Here is a 25,253-nt window from a genome sequence, read left to right as displayed (position 1 = left end):
ACGCTAGAGCAGCGCCGAGATACCCGTCGCCACACTGTAGATCGCGAGGCCCGCGAGCGCGCCCACGACCGTGCCGTTGATGCGGATGAACTGCAGGTCGCGGCCGACCTGGGTCTCGATCTTGTCGGTGGTCTCGGCCGCATCCCACGATTGGACCGTCTCGGTGATGACGTGCGAGATCTCGCTGCGATAGTTCGTCACCAGGTGCAGGGCGGCGTCGGTCAGCCGGGTGTTGAGGGATGCCCGCATGTCGTCGTCGGCCAGGACGCGCCGGGCCACGTCGGCGACGAAGGCCTCCGCGCGGCGGCGCAGGTCGCTGTCCTCCTCCGAGAGCGCATCCAGCGCGGCCGTGCGTGCGGCTGACCAGGTGGATGCGGCGAGCTCGCGGATCCGCGGGTCGTCGAACGCGCGGCCCTTCGCCGCCTCCAGGCGTTCGATGGTCGCCTCGTCGTGCTGCAGCCGGTCGGTCAGCTGGGCGAGGTAGTCGTCGAGCGAGCGGCGGAGGCGGTGGTCCGGGTCGTCCCGCATCTCGCGGACGAACCGACGCGCCTCCGCATGGAGACGCTCGTCGATCACGCGATCCACGAACGACGGCAGCCACGACGGGAGACGCCGCGACACCACAGGTCCGAACGCTTCCGGATTCGCCGCGAGCCACTCGTCCAGCCGGTCCAGCAGCAGGTCGACCGCCTCATGGTGGCCGCCCGAACTGAGCACACGCTCCCCGAGTCGTCCGAGCGGCGGACCCCACTCGGGCGCGACGACGTGCGTGCGCATGACGCCCTCGATGGCTTCCCGCATCCGATCGTCGTCGAGCAGCGCGGCCAGCCCGGTCATGCCACGGAAGGACTCCGCCACCACGCGACGCGCGTTCTGCGGTTCGGAGAGCCAGTCGGCGACCGCCCCGGCGAGGTCGATGCTCCGAAGCTTGCCGGCGACGACCTCGTCGGAGAGGAAGTTGGTCTCGACGAAGTCGCCGAGGGTCGCCCCGATCTCGTCCTTACGGGTCGGGATGATCGCCGTGTGCGGGATGCGGAGCCCGAGCGGATGCCGGAACAGGGCGGTCACGGCGAACCAGTCCGCGAGCGCGCCCACCATCGCCCCCTCGGCGGCGGCGCGCACGAACCCGAGCCACGGGTAGCGGTCCTGCAGTGCGAAGGCGACGGCGAACACCACGGCGGCCACGGCGAGCAGGCTCGTCGCGAGGGCCTTCATCCGCCGCAGGGCGAGTCGGCGTTCGGCGTCGGTCGGGAGGGTTGCGGTCACGTTCTGGATGCTACTCACGCCCGGCGAGAGCGCACGGTGAGCCTCGGATGCCGCTCGTCGCGGGAAATTGGGGAGCGCGCATCCCGCCGCGGGGTCGTAGAGTTCCGCCATGTCGGCGACCTCCCTGCCCTCCTCCGGCGAACCTCCCCTCACCGGCCCGAAGACCTGCGACGCGAGCGGGATGATCGAGATCCATCGGCTGTTCCGCCACTCCTTCGCCGAGGCTCCCGGCCTGGTCCAGGGTGTGGCCGACGGCGACACCGCGCACGCGGACGTCGTCGCCTCGCAGCTCGACCTCGTGTCCGTCTCGCTCCACGGCCATCACGAGGGAGAGGACGCCCGGCTATGGCCGGCGATCGACGAGAGGCGTCCCTCCTGCGCCCTGCACGTCGAACGGATGAAACAGCAGCACGCCGCGATGCTCGTCCACCTTCAGGAGCTGGACCGCGCGGTCCCTGCATGGAGGGCGGCGCCGGGCGCGACGACGGCCGCGCCGGTGCAGGCGGCGCTGATGGGCATCAACGCCGCCCTGGCGGAACACCTCCCCGACGAGGAGGCGAACATCGTCCCGGTGATGGAGTACACGCTCACCGAGCCCGAAGTCGAGTGGTTCGCGAAGCACGGACGGGCCAGCACGCCCAAGGGTCAGACCTGGAACATGCTGGGAGCGATCCTCGCCGCGCAGCCGGACGGCGGCAAGGAATGGCTCGGGAAGAACCTCCCCGCACCGGTCGCCCTGGCCTGGCGGTGGGTCGGCTCGCGCAAGTACGCGCGGTACCGCGCCGCTCTCGAGGGGCGGGTGACGCCCGCGGCCTGACCGCTCACCGCATCCGGGGTCGGCCCGCGGAACTCCAGCACGTCTGTGGCGGACACTCCGCACGATTCACCCGGCGAGGAGGTCTCCCCTGCCGTCCGGCGGGATGTTCTGGTTGACATGGAACACGTTGTCCGGGTCGTAGCGTTCCTTGATCGCCGCGAGTCGCGCGTAGTTCCCGCGGTACGACGCCCTGACACGATCTGCACCTTCGTTCATCAGGAAGTTGACGTACCCGCCGCCCGCCGACGTGGGATGCAGTGCCTCCCAGTACTCGCGTGCCCACTGGGAGATGAGTTCCGCGCTCGCCGGGTCGGAGTCGACGCCGACGATGACGCCCGCCCAGCCGCCGTCGCGGTAGGCGAACGCTGTCGCATCCGCCGGCACGCGGCTCACGGCTCCGTCGATCGGATAGAGGTGCATCGTCGACAGTGCGGTCGGCAGTTTCGTCCCATACTCGACGTGTGCGTCGATTGCCGCGTCCGTCAGTTCTGTGAAGAAATCGGCCCGCCAGTACCACTGCAGCCCCGCTGGATAGATGGCGTCGAAGGCCGCCTGCAGCACGGAGTACGGCATGGGCTGGATGCCCACCAACAGGGGTGAGCCGAAGGTCCGGACCGGCTCGAGGACGGCGTCCGCCCGTTCCGGAGGCCCGGTGTAGCACCAGACGATCCCGCATGCCTTCCGACCCCACAGTTCCTCCGGGAATGGTGGCCCGGCCGGAATGGAAAGGATGCCGAGCCACCCGTTCAGCTCCTCCGGGAGCTCGGGCAGCGTCTCGCGATACCAGCGCATGACCGCGGCGGTGTCGGCGAAGTCGTAGAGCACCGGTCCGCCGATGATCGTGCCATGCTCCCCGATCTCGTGGCAGCGGAACGTGAAAGACGTGACCACGCCGAAGTTGCCGCCGCCGCCGCGCAAAGCCCAGAACAGGTCGGGATGGCTGCGCTCGTCAGCGGTCACGGACCAGCCGTCGGCGAGCACGACATCGGCGGACAGGAGGTTGTCGACCGTGAGGCCGAACCGGCGGGCGAGATAGCCGATACCACCGCCGAGCGCGAGGCCCCCGACACCGGTCGACGAAACGATGCCGGCCGGTGTGGCCATGCCGAGAGCCACCGTCGCCTGATCCACCTCAGCCCACGTACATCCGCCGCCGACGCGGACGGTACCCGCTTCAGCGTCGACCGCGATCTCGCGCAACGGTGAGAGATCGATGACGAGAGCGTCGTCCCAGACACCGAGCCCGCCTGCGTTGTGGCCGCCTCCTCGTACCGCGATCTCCCTCCCGTGCGCTCGGGCGAAACGGATGCACTCGGCCACGTCTGCGGAGTCACGGCAGGAGGCGATCGCTGCCGGACGCTTGTCGATCATCGCGTTGTAGACGGAGCGGGCCCGGTCGTACCCCGGGTCACGCGCTGTCGTCACGGTTCCGCTCAGCTGAGCAGCCAGCTCGTCGAACCCGGCGTCGACAGACCCTGGTGTGTTCTTCATCGTCGTTTCTCCCTCGACTCGGACGTTCGATGTCAGGGCCTGAGTCCACTATCCCAGCGCCCTGTGCGGCACTACCTGCCGACTTCCTGCAAGGCTCGAGGCAGCTTCTCCGCCACGAGGGCGGGCGCCGCAAGGCACGTCCGGAAACCCATCCGGAACCGGCCGATGAGATCCGCGTCCCCCGACGAGAACGTCTGGACCATGGGCCTTCCGCGCACCCGGCTGCTGCCGATGATCTCCACGAGTCGTCCGGTGGACGTGTTCCGATAGACGTAGTCGAGCTCCGGCCCGACGATGGTCGCGGTGAACTGGGCCTCGCCGCCGAGCCGGGCCTCCGCCTTCTTGCCCAGTGACGGAAGAACGTCCCCCGACCAGACGAGCAGGCAGTCCAGCCACGCACGTGTGTGCGAGGCGACCAGCGCCGCGCGACTCTGGGGCAGGATGCCACCGGTCGGCGCCGCGCACCCGGCCTCCCGAGTCGCATCGAGGTCCCATCGAAGATAGTGGCGAGACGCTTCGATCAGCTCCCGCAGGCGATCATCGGTCCCCTCGGCTGCGGCCACAGCGAATGACACCGTCCGGGGCACATCGTCGTCGAATGGACCGAGCTCGACCGTCGCGAGCACCGTGTCACAGAATGCGGCAGGCAGGCAGTCCCTCCGCAGGCATGCTTTGGTGGTCGTCGTCTGGAGCCGTCCTAGGGCATCCATCGCGGTGACGTCCAAGAAGATGGAGATACGCCGCCCGGCCCGATCTGTCCGGCACGGGTCGATCATCAGCTCCTCGAGCAGTAGCTCGACGCGGCCCACGCGGCCCGCAGGTGGCGCTCCATGCTCCCGGACGACGGAGTCAGGCACTCCCCCGAACGAACCGCTCGGCTCCGACGAAGCGGGGGCCGCGAGAGCAAACGGCTGCCTCGGGACGCTCCCGCGGAAATATGACTCGACAGCCGGGCGCAGGTCATCGGGGAGGGCTTGCACGAATGCGGCGAAGTGGCCGCGGTCGTCCGCGCCCAGAGGGCCGAAGTGACGCTCACCGTCGACAAGGAATCGCTCGAAAGAGCGCAAGCCCGATGCGTACCCCTGGGCCGACGCCCCCGGCTGGCTCGTCGTCACGGTCATGATGACCTCCTCAAGGACGAGCGTCTGGCCGCTCCGCCCTCATGTCCGACGCTAGGTCATCGGAGAATCGCGCACCTGACCAGAACTGATCATCTTGCCGTCCGGAGATCTGGTCATTTCCGGCCATCCACCGTCGCCGAGTCCCGCGCTAGCCTGTGGGGATGCGGGATCGGTCCGCCCCGACCCTTCCGCCACGATGGGGAGTGCCCGGTCAACCGCCGTTCATAGCCCGACGCGAAGAGGTCGCGGAACTGGAGTCCGCGTGGTCAGACGCCCAGTCTGGTGCGGGCCGCGCGGTGTTCGTCGAGGGTGCACCCGGTATCGGCAAGTCCCGTCTGATCACCACGGTCTGCACCGCCCTGCATCAACGTGGCGCCGTCGTCCTGACCGGAACATGCGTGCAGGATCTCGCCGCACCCTATGAGCCGTTCGATGCTCCGATCCGCGCCCTCCTCACGATGGTCCACGTGACGGATGACGACTCCGACCTCGCCCGCTCCGCCGAACTGCTGGGCCGGGCGTTCGGTCGGTCGCCTGCGACGGACGGGGTGGAGGCTGGGCAGGCGCGCCTCTTCCAGGCCGTCATCGACGTGCTGTTGGCCGTCACCGAGGTGCATCCGGTCATCCTTGTGGCGGAGGACCTCCACTGGGCGGCGCCGACCGCGTTGCGCCTGCTCTCCTGGATCGTCGAGAACACAATGGATGCGCGTCTGCTCCTGATCGGCACTTTGCGCTCCACCCGTCCGGACCAGTCGGGTCAACTGGGCGATGTGCTCGCCACGGTCGGCAGGCTGCCGGGCGTCCAGAGATGTGAGCTCGCCGCTTTCACGGTCGAGGAGATCGCCCGCTTCGTCCGTGCCGCCGGCGATGTGGCGCCCGACGCTGCCGCCGGCTCCGCACTCGCCCTCCGTGCGCTGACGGGCGGCAATCCGTTCCTGGTGCGGGCGACCTGGCAGCGCGTCGTCGCTTCGTGGGTATCCGCAGGCGCGGCCGACACCGTCGTGCTCGATCTGCCGAGTGCGACTCCGGACCTCCTTCGGCCGCGCATCGCCGCGCTGACGGGACCACAGCGCGATGTACTCGCGATGGCGGCGGTTCTCGGTCAGGAATTCGATCTCTCCGAACTGATCGCCGTGAGTCGCGAGACAACAGAGGCCACCCTTTCCGCGATAGACGTCGCCGTGTCCTCCGGCCTCCTTGAAGCGCCGCGGAGTTCGCATCACGCTCTGCGCTTCCCCCACGCGATCGCCCGCCAGGCGGTCATCGAGCAGTGTTCGAGCGCGGAGGTGATGGCGATGAACGCCCTGGTCGCTCGCACGCTCGAGGCGCGCTTCCCGACGGCGCCCCGCCTCGTCCAGCGACTCGCTCATCATTACTCGGAGGCGCGCGCTCTGGGATACGCCGACCTCGCGGCCGCGTATCTCATTCGTGCGGCGGAGGGGGCGGACGCGCGGCTCGCGCACGAGGACGCTGCGCGTTCGTTCGAGCGTGCTGCCGACCTGTCCCTCGACCCGGCGGTCCGCGACTCCCTCCGGCTCCGAGCGGTGCACAGCTGGATTCTGGCCTCCGATTTCGCGCGAGCCCGGGCGACGGCGCTCCGGGTGATACACGAGGGAGACCCCAGCGCGCGGCTGCGTGCGGCCATCGAGTACGAAGAGGCCTCCTGGCGACCGGGGCTCCACGGAGGCGAGGCGCGCGCCCTGGTGAGCACGGCGCTGTCCGAAACGCACGCTGCCGACGACGAAGGGCTCTACTTGCGAGGGCTGGCGGCCCTTGGCCGGGCCACTGCCTTCACCGGGGATGTGGACGAAGCGACGGACCTCGGCGACCGGTCGATAGCCGCAGCACGCCGGCTGGGAGACCGCGAGGTGCTGGCCGAGGCACTCCGCGTGACGGTCACGCAGACGTTCGGGCCCCGTGACATCGCCGCACGACTCGCCCGCAGCATCGAACTTGCGCGGCTCGTCGGGGGACCGGGCGATGAGGCGTTCGGAGCGGCAGCCTATGTGCGGAGCGCGACGGCGTACGTCGTCGGCGATCGGGAGGAGCTCGACCTGAGCGAGCTGGATCTGGCCTCGACAGCGCGGCACTGGGGCTCGTATTGGGACTACTTCGAACGATGTGTCCGTTTCGGACGCGCCCTCGCGCGCGGTGCGCTCGGCGACACTCGGGCGGCGATCCGGGAGATCCATCGTGCGGAGCACGAGTTCCGGTCGGACGTCACCTCGGGCGTCGCCGCCCTGCAAGGCTTCATGCTCCGGCGTGAAAGCGGCGCGCTTGACACCATACGGCCGTTCGTCACCGGCGACGAGTCTCCCGACGGGCGATGGGCGCCCGGCCTCCTCGCGCTCTATACCGAGCTCGGGCTGGTCGACCCCGCGCGCCGCGTGCTGACCTGGATGCTCGCGCACGACATTCCGGCTGCGCACGACTCCTCCGATTGGCCGGCGTCCCTCGCTTTCATGACGGAGGCCGCCCTATGGCTGGGCGACGTCGACCTCGCCGCGGCCGTCCATCCCTGGCTGCTCGAGTATCAGGGCCTCAACCTCATGGCCGGCTACTTCGTGGCCGTTTTCGGAAGCACCGACTGCTACCTGGGCCAGGTCGAGTCCCTGTGCGGCTTCGGGAGGCCGGCCGACCGATTCGCCGCGGCGCTCGAGCTGAACGAGCGGATGGATGCTCCGCTGCACGTCGCATACACACTGGTCGCGAAGGCCGCGTGGCTGCGCCGCGACGCCCCGGATTCAGAGCAAGGCGCCGGCCTGCTCTCGCGAGCCCGATCGATCGCGGAACCGGCCGGGCTGACGCGTGTGCTGCGGCTGCTGGACGCGAAACGCCCGGAGCACATCACGCCCCCGCACGGACTGACACCCCGCGAGGTCGAAGTGTTGCGGCTGGTCGCGGAAGGTCGGAGCAACAAGGAGATCGCGACCGTGCTCGTCATCACGGAGAACACCGCGGCCAATCACGTGCGGAGCATCCTCGCGAAGACCGGGTCGAACAACCGCACGGCGGCCGCCATGTTCGCGCGCGAAGAAGGATTGCTCTGATAGCACGGTGGCTAGGGAAGCGGGCTCAACTGTCCGCTCGGCAGTATAATGCCGCCCTCTACTTCGACCACCGAGTCGACCGGCAACCCGGCCCGCGCCGCAGCCGTGCGAATCGCTTCAATGGAGGGAGCTTCATAGAGGCAGTAGCTTCGGCGGTGGTCGATCGAGAGAAAAGAGTAGAGCCAGCGGACGTCTTCCTCGTCGTTGATCACATTGATCTCAGGGGCGGCTTCGAGTGGGACGTCGACATGTTCCGCATAGTGTCTTTCGATCACGAAGAACGGCATGATTGGCGCCCCCTTTTGCGCTCGACGCCCAAGATAGTCCGGCGGCTCTCCCCCGGCCACCTCCGGTCTGCTTTTCATCACCGGCCGCGCCGACGAGCGGACGCCTGTCTAGGACGGCGCAGGAAGATCGTCGCCGCGACAGCGGCCAGGGCGATCGAGGCGGTGGTGACGAGGCCGAGCGGGAGGATGCTCAACGACCCGGCGACCCCGACGATCGGGGCGGCCACTCCCCCGAATGCGAATCGCGCGGCGCCGAGCAAGGAAGACGCAGTGCCCGCCATCTGCGGATAGTCCGCCAGCGCCAGCGTCGTCGAGGGCGGGCTGGTGATCGCCGTGCCCGCCGCGAGCAGGAAGAGCGACAGAATCACCACCGCCAGGGGGACGGCCGTGAGGCCGGCGAGCAGGACTCCCGCCGCGCCGACACCCGCGACCACGAGTCCGACGATCAGCGTGCCGGTGACGCTCCACCGCTCGCTGGCCCGTCCGGCCAGGTAGCCGAACACCATGAAGCCGGCCGAATTCAGGCCGAACGCGAGGGCGTAGCCCTGCGGGGAGAGACCGTAGACGCCCTGCAGCACGTAGGTCGCGCCGCTCAGGTACGCGAAGAGCGCGGCGTAGACGAAGCCCTGCGCGATCACCGCACCGACGAACCGGCGGTCGGAGAGCAGCAGCCGGATGTCGCGGCCGATCACCGCGAATCCGGCCGCTGTGCGAGCATCCCGGTCGAGGGTCTCCGGGAAGCCGACCGCCACCCACAGGAGGATGATCGCACCGATGGCGGCGAGGACCACGAACAGCCCGCGCCAGTCGAGAACGGCGGTCAGAGCCCCACCGAGGAGCGGGCCGACGATCGCGGCGAACCCGCCGATGACGGTCAGTCGCCCGTAGAAGCGGATCAGATGACCGCCCTCGTAGACGTCCCGGCCGGCGGCCTGGGCGATCACGATGCCGACCCCGCCTGCCAGCCCCTGCACCAGCCGGGCGGCGACGAGGGCGTCGATGGTCGGGCTCACCGCGCACAGCGCAGAGACGAGGACATACGCCACCACGCCGATCAGCGCGGGCCGTCGGCGTCCGAACCGGTCGGAGAGCGGACCCGCGATCAGCTGTCCGGCGGCCAGGCCGATCAGGCACGCAGTCACGGTCAGCTGCGCCAGCGAGGTCGCCGCGCCGAGCTCGCTCGTCAGCGCGGGCAGCGCAGGAAGGTAGAGGTCCATCGAGATGGGCCCGAACACCGTGAGCACCAGGAGCAGGGTCGCCAGCGGACGGCCGACGCGCACGCGCGAGACGGAGGCGGAAGTGAGGGAGGCTGTCACGCACTCAAGCACACCGTGGTCGGCGCGATCGAGGGAGTCCCTGACGAGAGGTGTACTGGCAGGGCATCCCTTCTCGGACTACAGCGACATAGATTCGAGGGCATGGACGAGCGAACCTGGACACCCGACGAGCTGCACGCCATCGCCACGACCGACGATTTCCACATCGCGCCCTTCCGGTCCGACGGGGTCACGCTCGGCACCCTCACCTGGATCTGGTCGGTGGTCGTCGATGACGGCGTCTACGTGCGCGCCTACAACGGGACGGGTTCGCGCTGGTACCAGTCGGCGCTGGCACAGCGCGCGGGGCGCATCACCGCGGGCGGCATCCAGAAGGACGTCACCTTCACGCCGATCGACGACACCGCCCTGAACGACCGGATCGACAGCGCGTACGAGGCGAAGTACGGTTCGAGTCCCTACTACCCGCCGATGGTGACCGCGAAGACGCGGGCGGCCACTGTCCGAGTCGACCCGCGCTGATCAGGGCCGGCTCAGTGCGCGAGCGCCCGGCGCCGTCGGCCGAGGGCGCGCACGATCCGCAGGTCGTCGAGAGAGAAGCGACCCTCGGGCATCGCGGCGCGGATGCTGTCGTCGCTGAACGGACGCGACGGCCGCAGGTCGGCCGGCAGCTCCGGAGCGTGCGGTGCGGACTCCGCGACGCCCTCTGCAAGCATCCGGGCCTGCGCCTTCGCCACCAGCGGGACCACCATCGTCCACTCGGTCAGCTGCGCCAGCGCGCGGATCGTCCAGACCGGCGCCGGGAAGAAGATCGGACGACGGCCGGCCACCCGCGCGATGCGGCGCACCGCCTCGCCGAGCGTGAACTCCTCTGCACCCATCACGGCGACAGTCGGCTCCGCGACCCGGCCCTGCAGCGCCGCCACCAGCACGTCGACGGCGTCATCGACCGGGACCGGGCGCACGGTCCGCTCGCGGAACCCGACCGTCGCGAAGGCCGGGAGGGTCCGGACCGCGCGGGTGACGTGATCCACCATGTGATCGCCGGGGCCGTAGACCATGCTGAGCTTCAGGATGGTGTGGTCGATGCCTGAGGCCCGGATCAGCTCCTCCGCCGCCCACTTCGACTCGTGGTAGCCGGAACCGCAGTCGGGCCGTGCCCGCAGGAAGCTGACCATCACGATGCGGCGCACACCCGCTCGCCGTGCCGCCTCGATCACGGCTCGGGTGCCGTCGATGTGGATGCGCTGGAACGTCTGGTCGCCGATCTCACGGTTGATCCCGGCGCAGTGCGCGACCGTGTCGCAGCCCGCGAAGGCCGCCGCGAGCGCATCCACGTCGTCGATGTGGACCCCGGTGCGGCGCGAGACCACGACGGCCTCATCGCCGAGACGCTCGGCGAGATGGCGGCCGATGAAGCCGGTCCCTCCGGTGATGGCTGTTCGCATCCTTCACTCCTTCGCTTATTAGCAATGTAGCTAAACTGTATATAGCAATGGTGCTATAGTGCAAACATGACAGACTCAGCGAGCGACATCTTCGCCGCGCTGGCCCACCCGACCCGGCGGCAGATCCTGCAGGACCTGAAAGACGGGGAGCTCGCGGCCGGCGAGATCGCCGCCCGCTTCAACGCGACCGGGCCGACCATCTCCCGGCACCTCAGCGTGCTCCGCCAGGCGGGCCTCGTCACCGAACGACGGGATGCGAACCGCATCCTGTACTCGCTGGCGGGCGAACGGCTGGCGCTCTCGGTCGGCGACTTCCTGTCGACGGTCTGCCCCGAGCAGATCGTGCTGCGCGAGGTCCGCAAGCGGGGCACCGCCCGGACCGATGGGCGGAAGTCCGCGGCGACCGCATAGCGGTCAGGTGAGCAGTTTCGGAGAAGCGCACAGCACCCCGCCCGTTCTACGGTCGGACTATGACCAAGACAACCGAGACCTCATCCACGGCTCCCGCCTTCACCGACGAGGAGCGCGCCGCCATGAAGGAGCGGTCGAAAGAGGTGAAGACCGCGCGCAAGGGCAAGACCACGCGCGAGGACGACACCCGCGACCTGCTCGCCAAGATCGCCGAGCTCCCGGAGCACGACCGATCTCTCGCCGAGCGCATCCACTCGATCGTCACCGAGACGGTGCCGGACGTCTGGCCGAAGCTCTGGTACGGGCAGCCGGCCTACGCCATCGGGGGCAAGACGTTCTGCTTCTTCCAGCCGGCGTCGAAGTTCAAGACCCGCTACTCCACGCTCGGCTTCAACGACCCGGCGAAGCTGGACGACGGGCCCATGTGGGCGACGGCGTTCGCCATCCTGGACCTCGGACCGGAGGAGGAGCAGCGCATCCGCGAGCTGGTGCGCACCGCCGCCGGCTGATCCGGGCGGCGACGGGAGCCGCCCGTCCCACGAATGGGTGTCCCCCAAAATGCCGCTACCGAGCGCTTGCGGTTTGGGAGAGGCTCGTCTGGTGAGTGAACCAGCCGAGGTGGGGACGGATGTGGCAACGACCCGTGAGACCGTCCTCCGTCCGCACCGGCACCTGTTCACACGGGGCATCGTCGCGGTGCTGGCACTCACCACACCGGTGTTCGCCGTCCTCTACTGGCTGACCATCCCGTCCGGGGCCTGGGTCTTCGTGCTCATCGCGCACCTCGTCGTGATCACTGCGACGGTCGTCGGCGTCGCATCGTTCCTCAACACGACCATCACCTACGGGCCGGACGGCGTGCGCGAGCGCGGATTCTTCGGGCGGACCGTACGCGTCGGCCACGGCGAGGCGGGCGCGGTGATCCTGGTGCAGGTCTACGAGCGCAGCACCCTCGACGTCCTCCCCCAGCTCTTCGTGGCGTCCCCCGAGGGGCGGCTGCTCATCCGCATGCGCGGTCAGTTCTGGTCCGCGGACGACATGGAGCGCATCGCGGAGGAGCTGGATGTGCCCGTCACCCGGCCCGAGGAGCCCATGACGCACGGGCAGTTGCGCCGCGCGTGGCCGCGCCTGCTCTACTGGTTCGAGCGCATCCCGGTCGGTCGCTGAGCCGCCGACGGCTCCCCGCCGGAGTCGACGCCCCGCACCCAGCGGGCGTGGCAGGATGACAGCGTGACGCCGCGCACCGAGGTCGAGCCGCGCAGCAAGGGTCTGCTCACGCCCAGCCGGATCGCCCCGGCCGCCCCGGTATCCATCGCGCGGCACGCCGCAGGAGGTCGGGCGGCGGCGTTCGTGCGGCACTACTGGCTCCCCCGCTGGCAGCTTCCGGACGGGACGAGCATTCGACAGGACGTGCTCGAGTACCCGACGGCGAACCTCGTTGTGGAGGAGCGGTCCGCCGCGCTGTACCGGGCGCACCGCGGGATGAGCTCCCGCACCTTGGAAGGCCCGGGATGGGCGCTCGGCGTGCTCCTTCATCCCGGTGTCTCGCGAGGGTGGGCCGGCACCTCGTTGCGCGGCCTGCCGCCCTCAATCCCGCTCGACCGGCTGCCGATCGGGCAGGGCGCGGCGGGGATGGTGGCCGCCGTCCGCGAGCGCATGGCCGACGGCGACGACGCGGGCGCGATCGCCACGTTCGAGGCGTGGCTGGACGGCATCCCTGCGCCGGATGACGACGCCCGCCTGGTCGACCGCATCGTCGCGGCCGTGGAGGAGGACCGCACCCTCCTGCGGGTGGAGCAGCTCGCCGACCGCTTCGGGCTCGGCGTCCGGCACCTGCAGCGCCTGGTCGCCGGGCACATCGGTTTCGGACCCAAGTGGCTCATCCAGCGGTACCGGTTGCAGGAGGCGGCCGCCGCCCTGCGATCGAGCACCCCTCCCCCGCTCGCGGACCTCGCCGCGGAGTTGGGCTACGCCGACCAAGCGCATTTCAGCCGGGAGTTCAAGTCGGTCATCGGCTCGACGCCCGGCGCCTACACCGCAGCCGAGGGGCAGGAGTGACCGACCTCGACGCCGCGCTGGCGCCGTGGCGTGAGCGGTGGCAGCTCGACCCCGACGGGGAGGCCTTCACGACAGCGTCGAGCGTTCTCCAGCTCGTCCGACACCGTGGGGAGCCCCTCTTCCTCAAGGTCGCGACCGCTGAGGAGGAACGGGCGGGCGGAACCGTGATCGCCTGGTGGAGCGGCGAGGGAGCCGCGGCCGTCGTCGAAGCCGACGCGGATGCTGTGCTCCTCGAGCGTGCGACCGGGGCCCGCGACCTCGGGCAGCTCTCGCGCTCGGGCGCCGCGGGCGACGACGAGGCGACGCGCATCCTCTGCCGGGCCGGCCGTCGGCTGCATGCGGCGGGGACCGGGCCGCGCCCGGACGGCCTCTTCGACCTCCGCCGTTGGTTCCGCGATCTCCTGCAAAGAGGGGATGCGGCCGGCGACGATCTGTTCGTCGTCGCCGAGGAGCTGTTGCAGCGTCCCGACGGGGACGTCGTGCTGCACGGCGATCTGCACCACGGCAACGTGCTCGACTTCGGGCCGCGCGGGTGGCTGGCCATCGATCCGAAGCCGCTGCACGGCGACCCCGGTTTCGACGCGGCCAACATCCTCTGCAACCCCGACCCCGCGACGGCGCTCGCGCCGGGTCGCCTGGAGCGCGCGGTCGCGGTGATCGCCGCGGAGACCGGCCTGAGCGAGAACAGGGTGCTGCGGTGGGCGCTGGCCTGGGGCGCCTTATCCACGGTCTGGGCGGAGCAGGACGGCACCGCGAGCACTTCGGCGGCCGGTGTGGCGCAGCGGGCGCGGACGCTCCTCGGGCTCTGACCCGGGCGCAGCGATCCGGCCGCGCGCCTCAGCGGCGTCGGCGGGTGCCGAAGATGCCCTCCACCACGCTGCCCAGGATGTCGCGGGTCGCCTTCGAACCGAGCACCTGCTCCAGCACGGTCTTCGACGAGCCGGATGACGTGCGCCGCGTCGTGCTGCGCGGCGAGGTCTGGCGCAGGATGCGGTCATACTCCTTCTGCGCTGCGCGCTCGGCGGCCTCGCGCGCCTTCGCGTCGGCCTTGGCCTGCGCTTCGGCCGCCTTCTGCGCCTCGGCGGCCGCCTTGGCCGCGGCCTCCTCGGCCTCCGCTTTCGCTGCGGCGGCCGCGGCGGCGTCGAGCTTCCGGCCGAGCATCTCGCGGGCGGAGTCGCGGTCGAGCGGGGTGCCGTATCTCGCCTGCAGCGGGGAGGCGGCGATCGTCGCATCCACCTGCTGCTCGGGAGCCGGAGACATGGAGCCCTGCGGTGCGCGGAGGCGGGTCCAGGCGACCGGCGTCGGCGCGCCCTTCTCGTTCATGACCGTGATGACGGCCTCACCGGTGCCGAGCGACTGCAGCACCTGGGCGAGGTCGTAGCCGGAGGTCGGATACGTCGACACCGTGGCCTTCAGCGCCTTGGCGTCATCCGGTGTGAACGCCCGCAGCTGGTGCTGGACGCGCGAGCCCAGCTGCGCGAGCACCTCCGAGGGCACATCCTTCGGCGTCTGGGTGACGAAGAAGATGCCGACGCCCTTCGAGCGGATGAGGCGGACCGTCTGCGTGATCGCCGCCAGGAAGTCCTTCGACGCATCCCGGAACAGCAGGTGCGCCTCGTCGAAGAAGAACACCAGCTTCGGCTTGTCGAGGTCGCCGACCTCGGGGAGGTCGTTGAACAGATCGGCGAGCAGCCACATCAGGAAGGTGGAGAACACGGCCGGCTTGTCCTGGACGCCGGGCACCTCCAGCAGGCTCACGACGCCCGTGCCGTCGGGAGCCGTGCGGAGGAACTCGGCCGTGTCGATCTCCGGCTCGCCGAAGAAGGCGTCGGCGCCCTGGTCGGCGAAGGCGATCAGCTCGCGCAGGATGACGCCGACGGTCGAACCGGACAGCCCGCCCAGCCCCGACAGCTCCTCCTTGCCGTCGTCGCTCGCAAGGTACGTCAGCACGGCACGCAGATCGGCGAGGTCGAGAAGCGGCAGCCCCGCCTGCTCCGCGTAGTGGAAGACCAGCCCGAGGCTCGACTCCTGCGTCGCATTGAGGCCGAGCACCTTCGACAGCAGCAGCGGTCCGAACCCGGCGACCGTCGCCCGGACCGGCACCCCGCGGCCGACGCCGCCGAGCGAGAAGAACTCGGTCGTCGCCGCGTGCGGCGCCCAGTCCTGGCCGATGCCTCCGGTGCGTTCGAGCAGTTTGTCGTTCGGCTCGCCTGGTGCCGCGATGCCGGAGAGGTCGCCCTTGATGTCGGCCGCGAACACCGGGACGCCCGCCGCCGAGAGCTGCTCGGCGAGCACCTGGAGCGTCTTGGTCTTGCCGGTGCCGGTCGCTCCGGCGACGAGGCCGTGACGGTTGGTCATGGCGATCGGGATGCGGATCGGCACGTCCGGCAGCGGATCGCCGTTGACGAGGGCGCCGAACTCCAGCACATCGCCCTCGAACGCGTAGCCGGCCCGGATGGTCTCGATTTCTGCGGCGTCCAGCGGGCCGGAGGTCGGGGGCGGCGGGGTGGTCGGCGGGGTGCCGGCTTCGGGAGCCGCGGGCGTTGCCGCTGCAGCGGTCGCCGCGGCCGCCGCGGTCGAAGCGGCCTCGCGTAGGGATGCGGCCTGGGCCTCCGCCGCGGCCGACGCCTCCTGCGCCCTCCGGACGGCCTCGGCCGCCTCCGCCTGCAGCCGCTCGGCCTCCTCGGCCGCCGCCAGTGCTTCCGCCTGCGCCTTCGCCAGCGCGTCCGCGTCGCTCATGCGGCTCACTCTACTGGCGCGTGACGGCGTACGAGCCAGAATGGATGCGGCTCCGCCGCCTCTCTCGCGAGGCGGTGTGCGAGTGGCGCCCACACGATCACGGCGACCCCGGCGCCGAGCAGCAGCCCGCCGATCGTGTCGCTGATCCAGTGCGCGCCGAGGTACGTGCGACTGACCGCCATGAGAACTGCCCACACCACGCCGAGGATCCACACCCACACCCTCGGGAACAGGATGCCGAGCACGACCACCATCGTTGCCGCATTCGCCGTATGCCCGGACGGGAATGAGCCGGTGTCGGCGTTCACGAGGATCTCCGTCGGGCGGGCTCGTCCGACCGTGTGCTTGATCAGCTGCACGCAGACGACCGACAGCACGCTGGCGATCGCGAAGAAGGTGGCGCCCCAGGGCCTCCGGAACGCGAGCAGCAGCAGAAAGATCAGGACGGGGATCACGACCGAACCGAGGATGCTGCCCCCGACGTAGTTGAAGAAGAGCGCCGGTCCGAGCCAGAGCGGGGAGCGATGCTCGACGATCTCACCCATCCACTCGGCGTCGATCGCGAACGGCTCCCGCGGACGGAGCGCGATGATGAGGCCGAGGCCGACGACGAGAACGACGGCCACCGACGCCGCCACGACCGGCCACCTCCGCGTGACCCGCGCCGCCTTGACGACGTCGTGGCCTTCAGCATCCTCGGGCGGCGGCGGAGCGGGATGCGATTCTGTCATGCGCCCAAACGTACCCGCGCCCACAGTCCGCCCACCGTCGAGTACGCGAAAACTGCACACGAATCGCCGCGCGCGCGTGCAGTTTTCGCGTACTCGACGGTGGGCGGTAGGGGCTCGGCGGCTAGTGCGCGAGTTGCGGGACGGTGCGCGGCCGCACGACGATCCACAGCGAGGCGATCGAGACGAGCGCGCAGATGGCCATGACGGCGCCCATCGGGGCGGCGCTGCCGACGCCGAGGATGCCGACGACCGGCGACACGATGCCGGCGATGCCGAAGTTGAGAGCACCGAGCAGGCTGGCCGCCGTGCCCGCCTCGTGACCGTGGCCGTTGAGCGCGAGCACCTGGACGCACGGGAACCCGAAACCGCACGCCGCGATGAAGAACCACAGCGGGATGACCGTTCCCCACAGTCCGACGTGCGACTGGTCGAGCACCACGATGGTCACCGATGCCAGGAACATGACGATGGTGGAGCACGCCAGGATCCACTGCGGACCGACGTACTTGGTGAGGCGTGCGGCCGACTGCACGCCGATGATGATTCCGATCGAGTTGATCGCGAACAGCAGGCCGTACTCCTGCGCGTTGAACCGGTAGATCTCCTGGAAGATGAACGAGCTCGACGAGAGGTACGAGAACAGGCCGGTGAAGTTGGCGGCGCCGACGATGGCGATGCCGACGAACACCCGGTCGCTGAGGACGGCCTTGTACCGCTGACCGACCGTCGAGTGCCCGGCGTCGTGACGCCGCGCCTTGGGGAGCGTCTCCACGATCCACAGGGCGACGCAGATGACCACGAACAGGCCGTAGCAGGCGAGCACGACGAAGATTCCGCGCCACGGCATCACGAGCAGCAGCCAGGAGCCGAGCACGGGCGCGAGCACCGGAGCGAGGCCGTTGACGAGGGCGAGGCGGCTCAGCATCCGGACCAGCGGACGCCCGCCGAAGAGGTCGCGGACCATGGCCATCGCGACGACACCACCGGCCGCGGCGCCGATGCCCTGCAGGGCACGCGCGACGCCGAGCAGCTCGACGTTCGGGGCGATCGCGGCCGCCAGACACGCGATGATGTGCACCCCGGTCGCGACCATGAGCGGCGTGCGCCGGCCGATCTTGTCCGACCACGGGCCCACCAGCAGCTGGCCGACGCCGAAGCCGATGGTCGTGGCGGTGAGGGTCAGCTGGATGGCCGCAGTCGAGACGTTGAAGTCGTTCTGCAGCGTCGGCAACGCGGGCAGGTACGTGTCGATCGTGAACGGGCCCAGTGCGGTGAGCGCGCCGAGGATCAGGATGTAGGCGAGGCGCTGGCGGCCGGAGAGCGAGTCTCCGGGATGCACGACGGTGGTCACGAAAGGGTCCTTGGCAGGTCGAGGTGGATGAGGCCGCGCCCGCCGTCGGACGCAATGACAACAGCACCGCGCGGAAGCGGTGCTGTCGGGAGTGGTGGTTCGAATCGATTCGATTGATCGACTACAAGGAATCCTATACCGTACAGCCCCCGAATGTGAACGTGCACATCGGGTTCTCTTCGCCTTAGAGCGCCGCCGGGACATGGATTTGCGCCAAATCTCGGTTATCGCGGCGCCAGAAGGTGGATTTGCGCCAAATCTCGAGCACCGCGGAGGCGCACAGAGGCGACGCGACAGGATGCGAGCGGAATGCGGTCAGGATGCGGGCGCGGCCAGGAGCGGGCGGAAGGCCAGCTCCGCCGCACCGATCATGAGGATGTCCGAGCCCAGCCCCGCACGGACGATCGAGAGCCGCTCGGCGCTGGCGGCGAGCGCCTGCTCCCCGACGAGCCGTGGCAGCCGCTCGGGATCCAGCGCGTGGAGCGCACCGAGGAAGCCGCCGAGCACGATCAGCTGCGGGTCGAAGACATTGGTGGCGTTGCGCAGCGCGGTCGCGAGGAACCCGACCTGGCGGTCGACCTCCGCGGTCACGGCCGGATCGCCCGCCGCGATCGCCGCGGAGAGCGCCCGGTCGAGCTCCTCGGGGTCGGCCGCATCCATCCCGAGCACGCGCAGCAGCGCGCTCTGGCTCACCTCGGTCTCGAGGCAGCCGACGGCGCCGCAGTGGCAGCGGACGCCCGCCGAGTTGACGAGGGTGTGCCCGAGCTCGCCCGCGTACCCGCTGATCCCGGTGAGGGGCGCACCGCTGACGATCACCCCGGCGCCGATGCCCGACGCGCCGCCGTTGAGGTACACCAGGTCGCTCGCACCGCGTCCGGCGCCGAAGAGCCGCTCGGCGTCGGCGCCGAGGCTCGCGTCGTTGGCGGCGAGCACGGGGTACCCGGTGGCCGCGGCGAGTTCGGCGGCGAACGGCTCCTCGGCCCATTCGAGGTGGGGAGCGAGCCGCACGACGCCATCCTCCTCGCGGACGAGCCCGGGGACGGCCACGCCGATCCCGACCACGCGCGAGGCCTTCGCGAGGTCCGCGCGCAGTCCGTCGACGACCGCTGCGGCGATGGCCACGGCCTCCGCGGCCGACGGGATGTGCCCGGTCGGGTACCGCACGCGGCGATGCACGGTCGCGTCCAGACCGACGACGCCGACGGTCACCGCGTCGATCTCGGGGTTGATGGCCAGCGCGACGACGCGACCGTCCGGCGCGACGACGGGAGACGGCCGCCCGACCCGGTTGCTGAGTTCGGGCTCGCGCTCCTGCACGAGGCCCAGGTCCGCCAGCTCGGCGACCAGGGCGCCGACGGTCGAGCGGTTGAGTCCGGTCGCCTGCGTGAGCGCCGAGCGAGCCAGTGGACCCTCGCGGTGGACGAGCCCGAGCACGGTCGCGAGATTGTGCCGCCGCACCGTGTCGAGGTTCGTCCCCGTCGCCCTGCCGTTCATACTCCGCGTAACTGTACCGTCGGGCGCGGCCTCCGGTGACGTGGGCGCCAGGCGCGCGCCCACGCCACCGGCCCGCCGGGCTGGATGCGCCGGCTCAGCCGAGGGTCGCCGTCCCCGACTCCGAGGCCGCGGTGCGGCCGGTGACCGCATCCCGCAGCGTGAAAGGATGCCCGCTCGGCCCGGTCGCCGTCAGCGCCTCACCGCGGCGGCTCACCGTGTACTCGGCGACCTCGCCATCGGGGGTCGTGACTGTCACCGTGCGCACTCCGTCCGGCCCGGGGTACACGGCGAGCGTGAGGTCGGTGCGGTAGTCGTAGTCCGGGCGGTCGTCACGGCCGCCGAGCGGCAGGACGGTGCCTTCGCGCACGAACAGCGGGATGCTGTCGAAGCCGTGGGTCTCGCGCAGCCAGCGTCCGCCCTCCACCGTCCGGCCCGAGAAGTACTCGGTCCACGTGCCGTCGGGCAGGTAGAACTCGACCTCGGACGGCGAGAAGACGGGCGCGACCAGGAGGTCGGCTCCGAGCATGTACTGGCGGTCGAGGTAGTCGACGGCCGGGTCGCCCGGGAACTCGAGCTGCATCGGCCGCATGACCGGCGTCCCCGCGACGTGCGCCTCCTGGCCCGCCGCGAACAGATACGGCATCAACCGCAGCTTCAGCTTCGTGAACAGACGCGTGACCTCGACGGCCTCCTCGTCGAACGCCCACGGCACCCGGTACGAGTCGCTGCCGTGCAGGCGCGAGTGGCTCGACAGCAGCCCGAACGCGGTCCAGCGTTTGAAGACGCCCGGGTCGGGGGTGCCCTCGAAGCCGCCGATGTCGTGGCTCCAGAAGCCGAAGCCGCTGAACGCCAGCGAGAGGCCGCCGCGCAGGGTCTCGGCCATGGACTCGTAGCTGGAGGTGTTGTCCCCGCCCCAGTGGACGGGCAGCTGCTGACCCCCGGCGGTCGCCGATCGCGCGAACAGCACGGCCTCGCCGACGCCCTTCGCCTCCTGCAGCACCTCGAACACGGCCTCGTTGTAGAGCTGCGTGTAGAGGTTGTGCATGCGCTCCGGCGACGAGCCGTCGAAGTAGTCCACCTCGAGTGGGATGCGCTCCCCGAAGTCGGTCTTGAAGCAGTCGACGCCCTGGGCGACCAGGCCCCGCAGCTTGTCCTGGTACCAGCGGGTCGCATCCGGGTTCGTGAAGTCGACGAGGCCCATCCCGGCCTGCCACAGGTCCCACTGCCAGACGTCGCCGTTCGGACGCTTCACCAGGAAGCCCGCCTCGGCGGCCTCCGCGAACAGCGGCGAGCGCTGCCCGATGTAGGGATTGAGCCACACGCAGACCCGGAGATCTTTGTCGTGCAGGCGCGCGAGCATCCCCTCCGGGTCCGGGAACGTGCGCGGGTCCCACTCGAAGTCGCACCAGTTGAACTCGCGCATCCAGAAGCAGTCGAAGTGGAACACCGACAGCGGCAGGTCGCGCTCGGCCATGCCGTCGATGAAGGAGGTGACGGTCGCCTCGTCGTAGTCGGTGGTGAAGCTGGTCGACAACCAGAGGCCGTACGACCAGGCAGGGACCGACGCCGGCCGACCCGTCAGTGCGGTGTACCGCTCCAGGATCTCCTTCGGAGTCGGGCCGTACACGAGGTAGTACTCCAGGCTCTCGCCCGGCACCGAGAACTGGACGCGCTCCACCGACTCCGACCCGATCTCGTACGAGACGTGGCCGGGGTGATTGACGAGCACGCCGTAGCCGCGGTTGGTCAGATAGAACGGGACGTTCTTGTACGCCTGTTCGCTGGACGTGCCGCCGTCGGCGTTCCAGATGTCGACCACCTGGCCGTTCTTCACCAGCGGTCCGAAGCGCTCCCCCAGGCCGTAGACCAGCTCGCCGACGCCGAGCGCCAGCTGCTCGTGGACGAACGTCCCCTCGCCGGCGACGGTCATGTAGCCGAGCGACTTGTGTCCGCTCGAGGTGAGCACGCGGTCACCCGCCGAGAAGGTCAGCGACCACGGCGCCCCGCGCTTCACCGTCGCCGTGAGGCCGCCGCTCGTGAGCACGCCCGCCTCGTCGTCGACGGACACGTGCGCGTGCCCCTCCTCGACGTTGAGGTCGAAGCCGCGCTCCGGCTGCGTGCCCTGCCAGTGGTCGACGCGGACGCCGACCACGCCGGGCAGCGGCGAAGTGAGCGTGACGGTCAGCGTCGGGCGGTTCAGGGTGTCCCCCCTGCGCTCGATGACCTTGGCGGGCGCGGTGATCGTGATGCTGCCGTCGCCGGCGACCACGTCGTACGCCTCCTGGGCGTAGACGGGCGTGACGCCGTCGCGCAGCATCCAGAAACCATCGGTGAACTTCATGCGGTGACTGCTCCGGTTACTTGACCGCGCCGGCGGTGATGCCGCGGGTCAGGGTGCGCTGGAAGATGAGGAAGAAGACGAGCGTGGGGATGAGGCCGAGCAGTGCCGAGGCGGACGTGGTCGTCACATCCATCAGCCGGTCGCCCTGCAGGGCGCTGATCGCGACAGGGACCGTCTGGTTGTCGTTCGACACCAGGAAGGTCAGCGGGATCAGGAACTCGTTCCACGTCCAGATGAAGAAGAAGATGAGCAGGACGCTCAGGGTCGGGCGCGAGATCGGGACGACGACGCGCCACAGGATGCGCCAGCGGCCGGCGCCGTCGAGCGATGCGGCCTCCAGCACCTCCTTCGGGAAGGTGCCGTACACGCTCGACAGCAGGTACGTGCCGAACGCGCTCTGGATCACCGTGAAGATGATGATGACCGCCCACGGATTGTCGTACAGGCCGACCTGCTTGAACATGAAATACAGCGGGTAGAGCAGGGCCTCCTGCGGCAGCATGTTGGCCAGCAGGAACAGCACGATGATCCAGGTGCGCGCCTTCACCCGGCCGATGCCGAGCGCGTACGCGTTGAGGACCGACAGCACGACCGACAGCAGGGCGACCATCCCGGAGATGAAGATGGAGTTCCACAGCTTCTCGGGGAAGTTGACGCGGTTCCAGAAGTTGACGATGCCGTCCGTGTAGAACGACGTCGGCAGCTGCAGCGGACCACCCGAGTTGTAGTCGGCCGGGCTCTTGAACGAGTTGATGAGGATCAGCAGGAACGGGAAGGCGATGCCGATCCCGATGAGGATCGCGACGACGAGGATGACCCAGTCGGTCACGGTCTTGCGCGGCTTCTGCCGCTTTAGCCGGCGGGGCTGCGCCGTCGCCGCATCCGTGCGGGGGCGCTCGATGGTGGTCGACATCAGATCTGGTTCTCCCTGCGCTCCGCGCGGTTCTGGGCGATCATGAAGAGGACGGAGACGGCGATGATGACCACCGTCAGCGCGGTCGCGATGGTGGCGCCGTATCCCACCTGCTGGCTCTGGAAGAACTCGCTGTAGGAGTAGTAGCTGGGCACCATGGTCGCCGTGCCGGGCCCACCGCGGGTCAGCGTGTAGACCGGGCCGAAGACCTTGAGGGCCGCGATGGTGCAGGTCAGGGTGACGACGAAGATCTCGGGCCGGATGATGGACACGGTGATCGAGCGGAACCGCTGGAACCAGTTGGCTCCATCGAGCTCGGCCGCCTCGTACAGCTCGGGGTCGACCCGCTGGAGCGCCGCCATGAAGATCACGACCGGGTAGCCGATCTGCACCCAGACCATCACGGCCATGATGGAGGCGAGCGCCGTGTCCGGGCTGCCCAGCCAGTTGTGGGCGAACTGCCCCAGACCGACGGCCTGCAGCATGGTGTTGAGCGCGCCGTTGTCGGGCCGCAGGATCCAGCCGATCACGATCGCCGCGATGACGACGGGCAGGATCTGCGGGAGGTAGTAGGTGGCCCGCAGGAAGCTGGCGAGCTTGCCGCCGAACTTCTTGCCGACCAGGTCGAACAGCATGGCCGCGAGGATGAGGCCGACGAGGGTCGGGATGACGACCATCGCGATGATCATCGCGATGGAGTTGCCGAACGATGTCCAGAACTTGTCGTCGCCCATCAGGCGGACCCAGTTGTTCAGCCCGATGAACTTCGGCGGGCGGATGCCGCGGTAGCTCGTGAAGCTGAGGTAGACGTTCCACACCAGCGGGACGAGGACGATCACCGTCAGCAGGACGAATCCCGGCAGCAGGTACAGCCAGAACCGGCCGTGCCCTCGGCCGGGCACCAGCGCTTCGCTCTGCGCCTTCCGCTTGCGCCCTTCCGGCGCGCGCACGCTCACGTCGACCATGCGTTCTCTCCTTTGCGTTCCCTCCCCCACCGTCGAGTCCGCGAACTTTGCACGCTGGAACGGCGTGGCGCGTGCAATTTGTGCGGACTCGACGGTGGGGGCTGGGGAGTTTTACTGGTTGACGATCTGGTCGACGCCGTCCTGGTACTCGGAGCCGAGCTCCTTGTTGACCGCGGACGGGTCCTTCGTGCCGTTGATGAGCTCCTGCAGACCGGCGTTCAGCTGGTCGTAGAAGGTCGGCGTGGGCCAGTCGGGGTAGTACGCGATGCCGTCCTCCCCGGTGAGGGTGTTGAAGTTCGCGATGAGCTCCTTCGACTTCTCGTCGGTGATGTCGGCCGTGTCGGCCGCGACGGGGACGCCGCCGTTGTTGCCGATGAGCGCCTGGATCTTCGGGGTCATCGTGATGTCGATGAACTTCTCGGCGAGACCCTTGTTCTTCGCCTTCTCGGGGATCACCCACATGTTGCCCGCGGATCCGGGCGAGAGCTTGGTGCCCGGGAAGAGGAACGTGCCCCACTGGTAGTCCTTGATCTCCGTCTGGAAGCGGCCGTACCACCAGCTGCCCGAGAAGAAGATCGGGTACTTGCCCGAGATGAACGCGGTCCCGGCGTCCTCGGCCTTCAGGCCGGAGGCGTCCTTGGAGATGTAGCCCTTCTGCACCCAGTCGTCGACCGTCTTGGTGGCGGAGAGGAGCTCACTGCCCTGCCAGTTCACCTTGCCCTTGTAGAGCTGGTAGTCGTCGACGAACGAACGGTCGGCCTTGGTCAGCGCGAGCTGGTACCAGAGCTGGCCGAGCGGGTACTCGGCCGCCGACTCCGCGAGCGGGGTGACCCCGTTGTCCTTGAACTTCTGCAGCGCGGCGACGAACTCGTCCTGCGTCTTCGGCACCTCGATGCCGTACTTCGCGAACATGTCCTTGTTGTAGTAGACCTCGACGTACTCGCCGTAGTTCGGGATGCCGTACCACGAGCCGGAACCCATGATGCCCTTGTCGTCGTATCGCGACGTGGTCTGCAGGCTGGGCGCGAGCTTCTTGTCCCAGCCGTACTTCTTGACGGCGTCGTCGAGGTTGGTGAGCAGCCCCTGGCTGGCGAGGAGGCCGGCGGTCGCGTTGCCCTTGTTGTACTCGAGGATGTCGGGGGCCTGGTCCGAGTTCAGGACCTGGGACGCGGTGGAGCGGATCTGCTCGAAGGCCTTCGCCTCGAACTTGACCTTGGCGCCGGTCTCCGACTCGAACTCCTTGATGGCCTCGTTCCAGGCCTTGCCCATCGCCGAGTCTTCGCTCTCGAAGTGCCACAGGGTGAGGGTCTTGCCCTTCCCGTCGGTGCTGTCGGACGACGAACCGGACGTGCCGGAGCATCCGGCGAGCAGCAGGGCACCGGCGGCCAGAACGGCGCCGATTGCGAGGTGCCTCTTGCGCATCTGTTACCTCCTTGTAGTGGAGTGGACGCGCGTCTGCAGGCCTCGCAGCCACTCCGATGCATTTTGTTGGT

General features: G+C 69.5%; 22 protein-coding genes. 8 read left to right on the top strand and 14 right to left on the bottom strand.

Features of this window, described 5'->3' with window-relative positions:
* Positions 1-3: 3 nt before the first annotated feature.
* Positions 4-1,266: a DUF445 domain-containing protein gene (locus tag AXZ95_RS04955; RefSeq protein WP_231374348.1), complete on the bottom strand. Its 1,263-nt coding sequence runs from the start codon at positions 1,264-1,266 to the stop codon at positions 4-6.
* Between the two features lie 109 nt (positions 1,267-1,375).
* Here AXZ95_RS04955 and AXZ95_RS04950 point away from each other — a divergent pair, with 109 nt between their 5' ends.
* On the top strand, positions 1,376-2,083 hold the full coding sequence (locus AXZ95_RS04950; protein ID WP_018189909.1) for a hemerythrin domain-containing protein: 708 nt from the start codon (positions 1,376-1,378) through the stop codon (positions 2,081-2,083).
* A 66-nt stretch (positions 2,084-2,149) separates the two neighbouring features.
* On the opposite strand, the gene AXZ95_RS04945 is transcribed toward AXZ95_RS04950, so the two are convergent.
* Both AXZ95_RS04945 and AXZ95_RS04940 read right to left on the bottom strand, forming a co-directional pair.
* Complete coding sequence (locus tag AXZ95_RS04945; RefSeq protein WP_018189908.1) at positions 2,150-3,574, bottom strand: FAD-binding oxidoreductase; 1,425 nt, start codon at positions 3,572-3,574, stop codon at positions 2,150-2,152.
* 71 nt (positions 3,575-3,645) lie between these two features.
* A complete protein-coding gene (locus tag AXZ95_RS04940) occupies positions 3,646-4,383 on the bottom strand; it encodes a hypothetical protein (protein WP_133638787.1) in 738 nt (245 codons plus the stop codon).
* Positions 4,384-4,898: 515 nt separating this feature from the next.
* Between AXZ95_RS04940 and AXZ95_RS04935 the strand changes: the two genes are divergently transcribed.
* Positions 4,899-7,745: a helix-turn-helix transcriptional regulator gene (locus AXZ95_RS04935; RefSeq protein ID WP_166645314.1), complete on the top strand. Its 2,847-nt coding sequence runs from the start codon at positions 4,899-4,901 to the stop codon at positions 7,743-7,745.
* Positions 7,746-7,756: 11 nt separating this feature from the next.
* Here AXZ95_RS04935 and AXZ95_RS04930 read toward each other — a convergent pair whose 3' ends face one another.
* Positions 7,757-8,032, bottom strand: a complete 276-nt coding sequence (locus AXZ95_RS04930; RefSeq protein WP_018189905.1) for a DUF4242 domain-containing protein — start codon at positions 8,030-8,032, stop codon at positions 7,757-7,759.
* Between the two features lie 77 nt (positions 8,033-8,109).
* Complete coding sequence (locus AXZ95_RS04925) at positions 8,110-9,348, bottom strand: multidrug effflux MFS transporter (RefSeq protein WP_018189904.1); 1,239 nt, start codon at positions 9,346-9,348, stop codon at positions 8,110-8,112.
* Positions 9,349-9,450: 102 nt separating this feature from the next.
* Here AXZ95_RS04925 and AXZ95_RS04920 point away from each other — a divergent pair, with 102 nt between their 5' ends.
* Positions 9,451-9,831 (top strand): DUF2255 family protein, encoded by a 381-nt coding sequence (locus AXZ95_RS04920; RefSeq protein ID WP_018189903.1) that lies wholly within the window; start codon positions 9,451-9,453, stop codon positions 9,829-9,831.
* A gap of 11 nt (positions 9,832-9,842) precedes the next feature.
* On the opposite strand, the gene AXZ95_RS04915 is transcribed toward AXZ95_RS04920, so the two are convergent.
* Positions 9,843-10,757 (bottom strand): NAD-dependent epimerase/dehydratase family protein, encoded by a 915-nt coding sequence (locus tag AXZ95_RS04915; RefSeq protein WP_018189902.1) that lies wholly within the window; start codon positions 10,755-10,757, stop codon positions 9,843-9,845.
* 66 nt (positions 10,758-10,823) lie between these two features.
* On the opposite strand from AXZ95_RS04915, the gene AXZ95_RS04910 reads away from it, so the two are divergent.
* The 5 genes from AXZ95_RS04910 (at position 10,824) to AXZ95_RS04890 (ending at position 14,035) form a co-directional block, all read left to right on the top strand.
* Positions 10,824-11,168: a metalloregulator ArsR/SmtB family transcription factor gene (locus AXZ95_RS04910; RefSeq protein WP_018189901.1), complete on the top strand. Its 345-nt coding sequence runs from the start codon at positions 10,824-10,826 to the stop codon at positions 11,166-11,168.
* Positions 11,169-11,227: 59 nt separating this feature from the next.
* Entirely contained in the window at positions 11,228-11,677 is a 450-nt protein-coding gene (locus AXZ95_RS04905) for a DUF1801 domain-containing protein (protein WP_018189900.1), read from the top strand.
* A 91-nt stretch (positions 11,678-11,768) separates the two neighbouring features.
* Complete coding sequence (locus AXZ95_RS04900) at positions 11,769-12,335, top strand: hypothetical protein (RefSeq protein WP_231374347.1); 567 nt, start codon at positions 11,769-11,771, stop codon at positions 12,333-12,335.
* Between the two features lie 63 nt (positions 12,336-12,398).
* On the top strand, positions 12,399-13,226 hold the full coding sequence (locus AXZ95_RS04895; protein ID WP_018189898.1) for a helix-turn-helix domain-containing protein: 828 nt from the start codon (positions 12,399-12,401) through the stop codon (positions 13,224-13,226).
* On the top strand, positions 13,223-14,035 hold the full coding sequence (locus AXZ95_RS04890; protein ID WP_018189897.1) for an aminoglycoside phosphotransferase family protein: 813 nt from the start codon (positions 13,223-13,225) through the stop codon (positions 14,033-14,035). The genes AXZ95_RS04895 and AXZ95_RS04890 overlap by 4 nt, the downstream gene beginning before the upstream one ends.
* Before the next feature lie 28 nt (positions 14,036-14,063).
* Here AXZ95_RS04890 and AXZ95_RS04885 read toward each other — a convergent pair whose 3' ends face one another.
* The 8 genes from AXZ95_RS04885 to AXZ95_RS04850 all read right to left on the bottom strand — a co-directional run bounded on the left by AXZ95_RS04885 (position 14,064) and on the right by AXZ95_RS04850 (position 25,182).
* Positions 14,064-15,965 (bottom strand): helicase HerA-like domain-containing protein, encoded by a 1,902-nt coding sequence (locus tag AXZ95_RS04885; RefSeq protein WP_018189896.1) that lies wholly within the window; start codon positions 15,963-15,965, stop codon positions 14,064-14,066.
* Between the two features lie 5 nt (positions 15,966-15,970).
* The gene (locus AXZ95_RS04880) at positions 15,971-16,696 is read right to left on the bottom strand and encodes a phosphatase PAP2 family protein (RefSeq protein ID WP_026307060.1); all 726 of its coding nucleotides are present in this window, start codon (positions 16,694-16,696) and stop codon (positions 15,971-15,973) included.
* 121 nt (positions 16,697-16,817) lie between these two features.
* Complete coding sequence (locus tag AXZ95_RS04875; RefSeq protein ID WP_018189894.1) at positions 16,818-18,047, bottom strand: multidrug effflux MFS transporter; 1,230 nt, start codon at positions 18,045-18,047, stop codon at positions 16,818-16,820.
* Positions 18,048-18,362: 315 nt separating this feature from the next.
* A complete protein-coding gene (locus AXZ95_RS04870) occupies positions 18,363-19,541 on the bottom strand; it encodes an ROK family transcriptional regulator (protein WP_018189893.1) in 1,179 nt (392 codons plus the stop codon).
* 94 nt (positions 19,542-19,635) lie between these two features.
* Positions 19,636-21,882: an alpha-xylosidase gene (yicI, locus tag AXZ95_RS04865; RefSeq protein ID WP_018189892.1), complete on the bottom strand. Its 2,247-nt coding sequence runs from the start codon at positions 21,880-21,882 to the stop codon at positions 19,636-19,638.
* A 16-nt stretch (positions 21,883-21,898) separates the two neighbouring features.
* Entirely contained in the window at positions 21,899-22,795 is an 897-nt protein-coding gene (locus AXZ95_RS04860; protein WP_018189891.1) for a carbohydrate ABC transporter permease, read from the bottom strand.
* Positions 22,795-23,760, bottom strand: a complete 966-nt coding sequence (locus AXZ95_RS04855) for a sugar ABC transporter permease (protein WP_018189890.1) — start codon at positions 23,758-23,760, stop codon at positions 22,795-22,797. Before AXZ95_RS04855 ends, AXZ95_RS04860 begins: the two co-directional genes overlap by 1 nt.
* A 111-nt stretch (positions 23,761-23,871) precedes the next feature.
* Entirely contained in the window at positions 23,872-25,182 is a 1,311-nt protein-coding gene (locus AXZ95_RS04850; RefSeq protein ID WP_018189889.1) for an extracellular solute-binding protein, read from the bottom strand.
* Positions 25,183-25,253: the final 71 nt, after the last annotated feature.

Origin of the sequence: Leifsonia sp. 115AMFTsu3.1 (assembly GCF_004362795.1) — a bacterium.
Lineage (GTDB): Bacteria > Actinomycetota > Actinomycetes > Actinomycetales > Microbacteriaceae > Leifsonia.
This window is presented reverse-complemented; position numbering and strand designations above follow the sequence as displayed.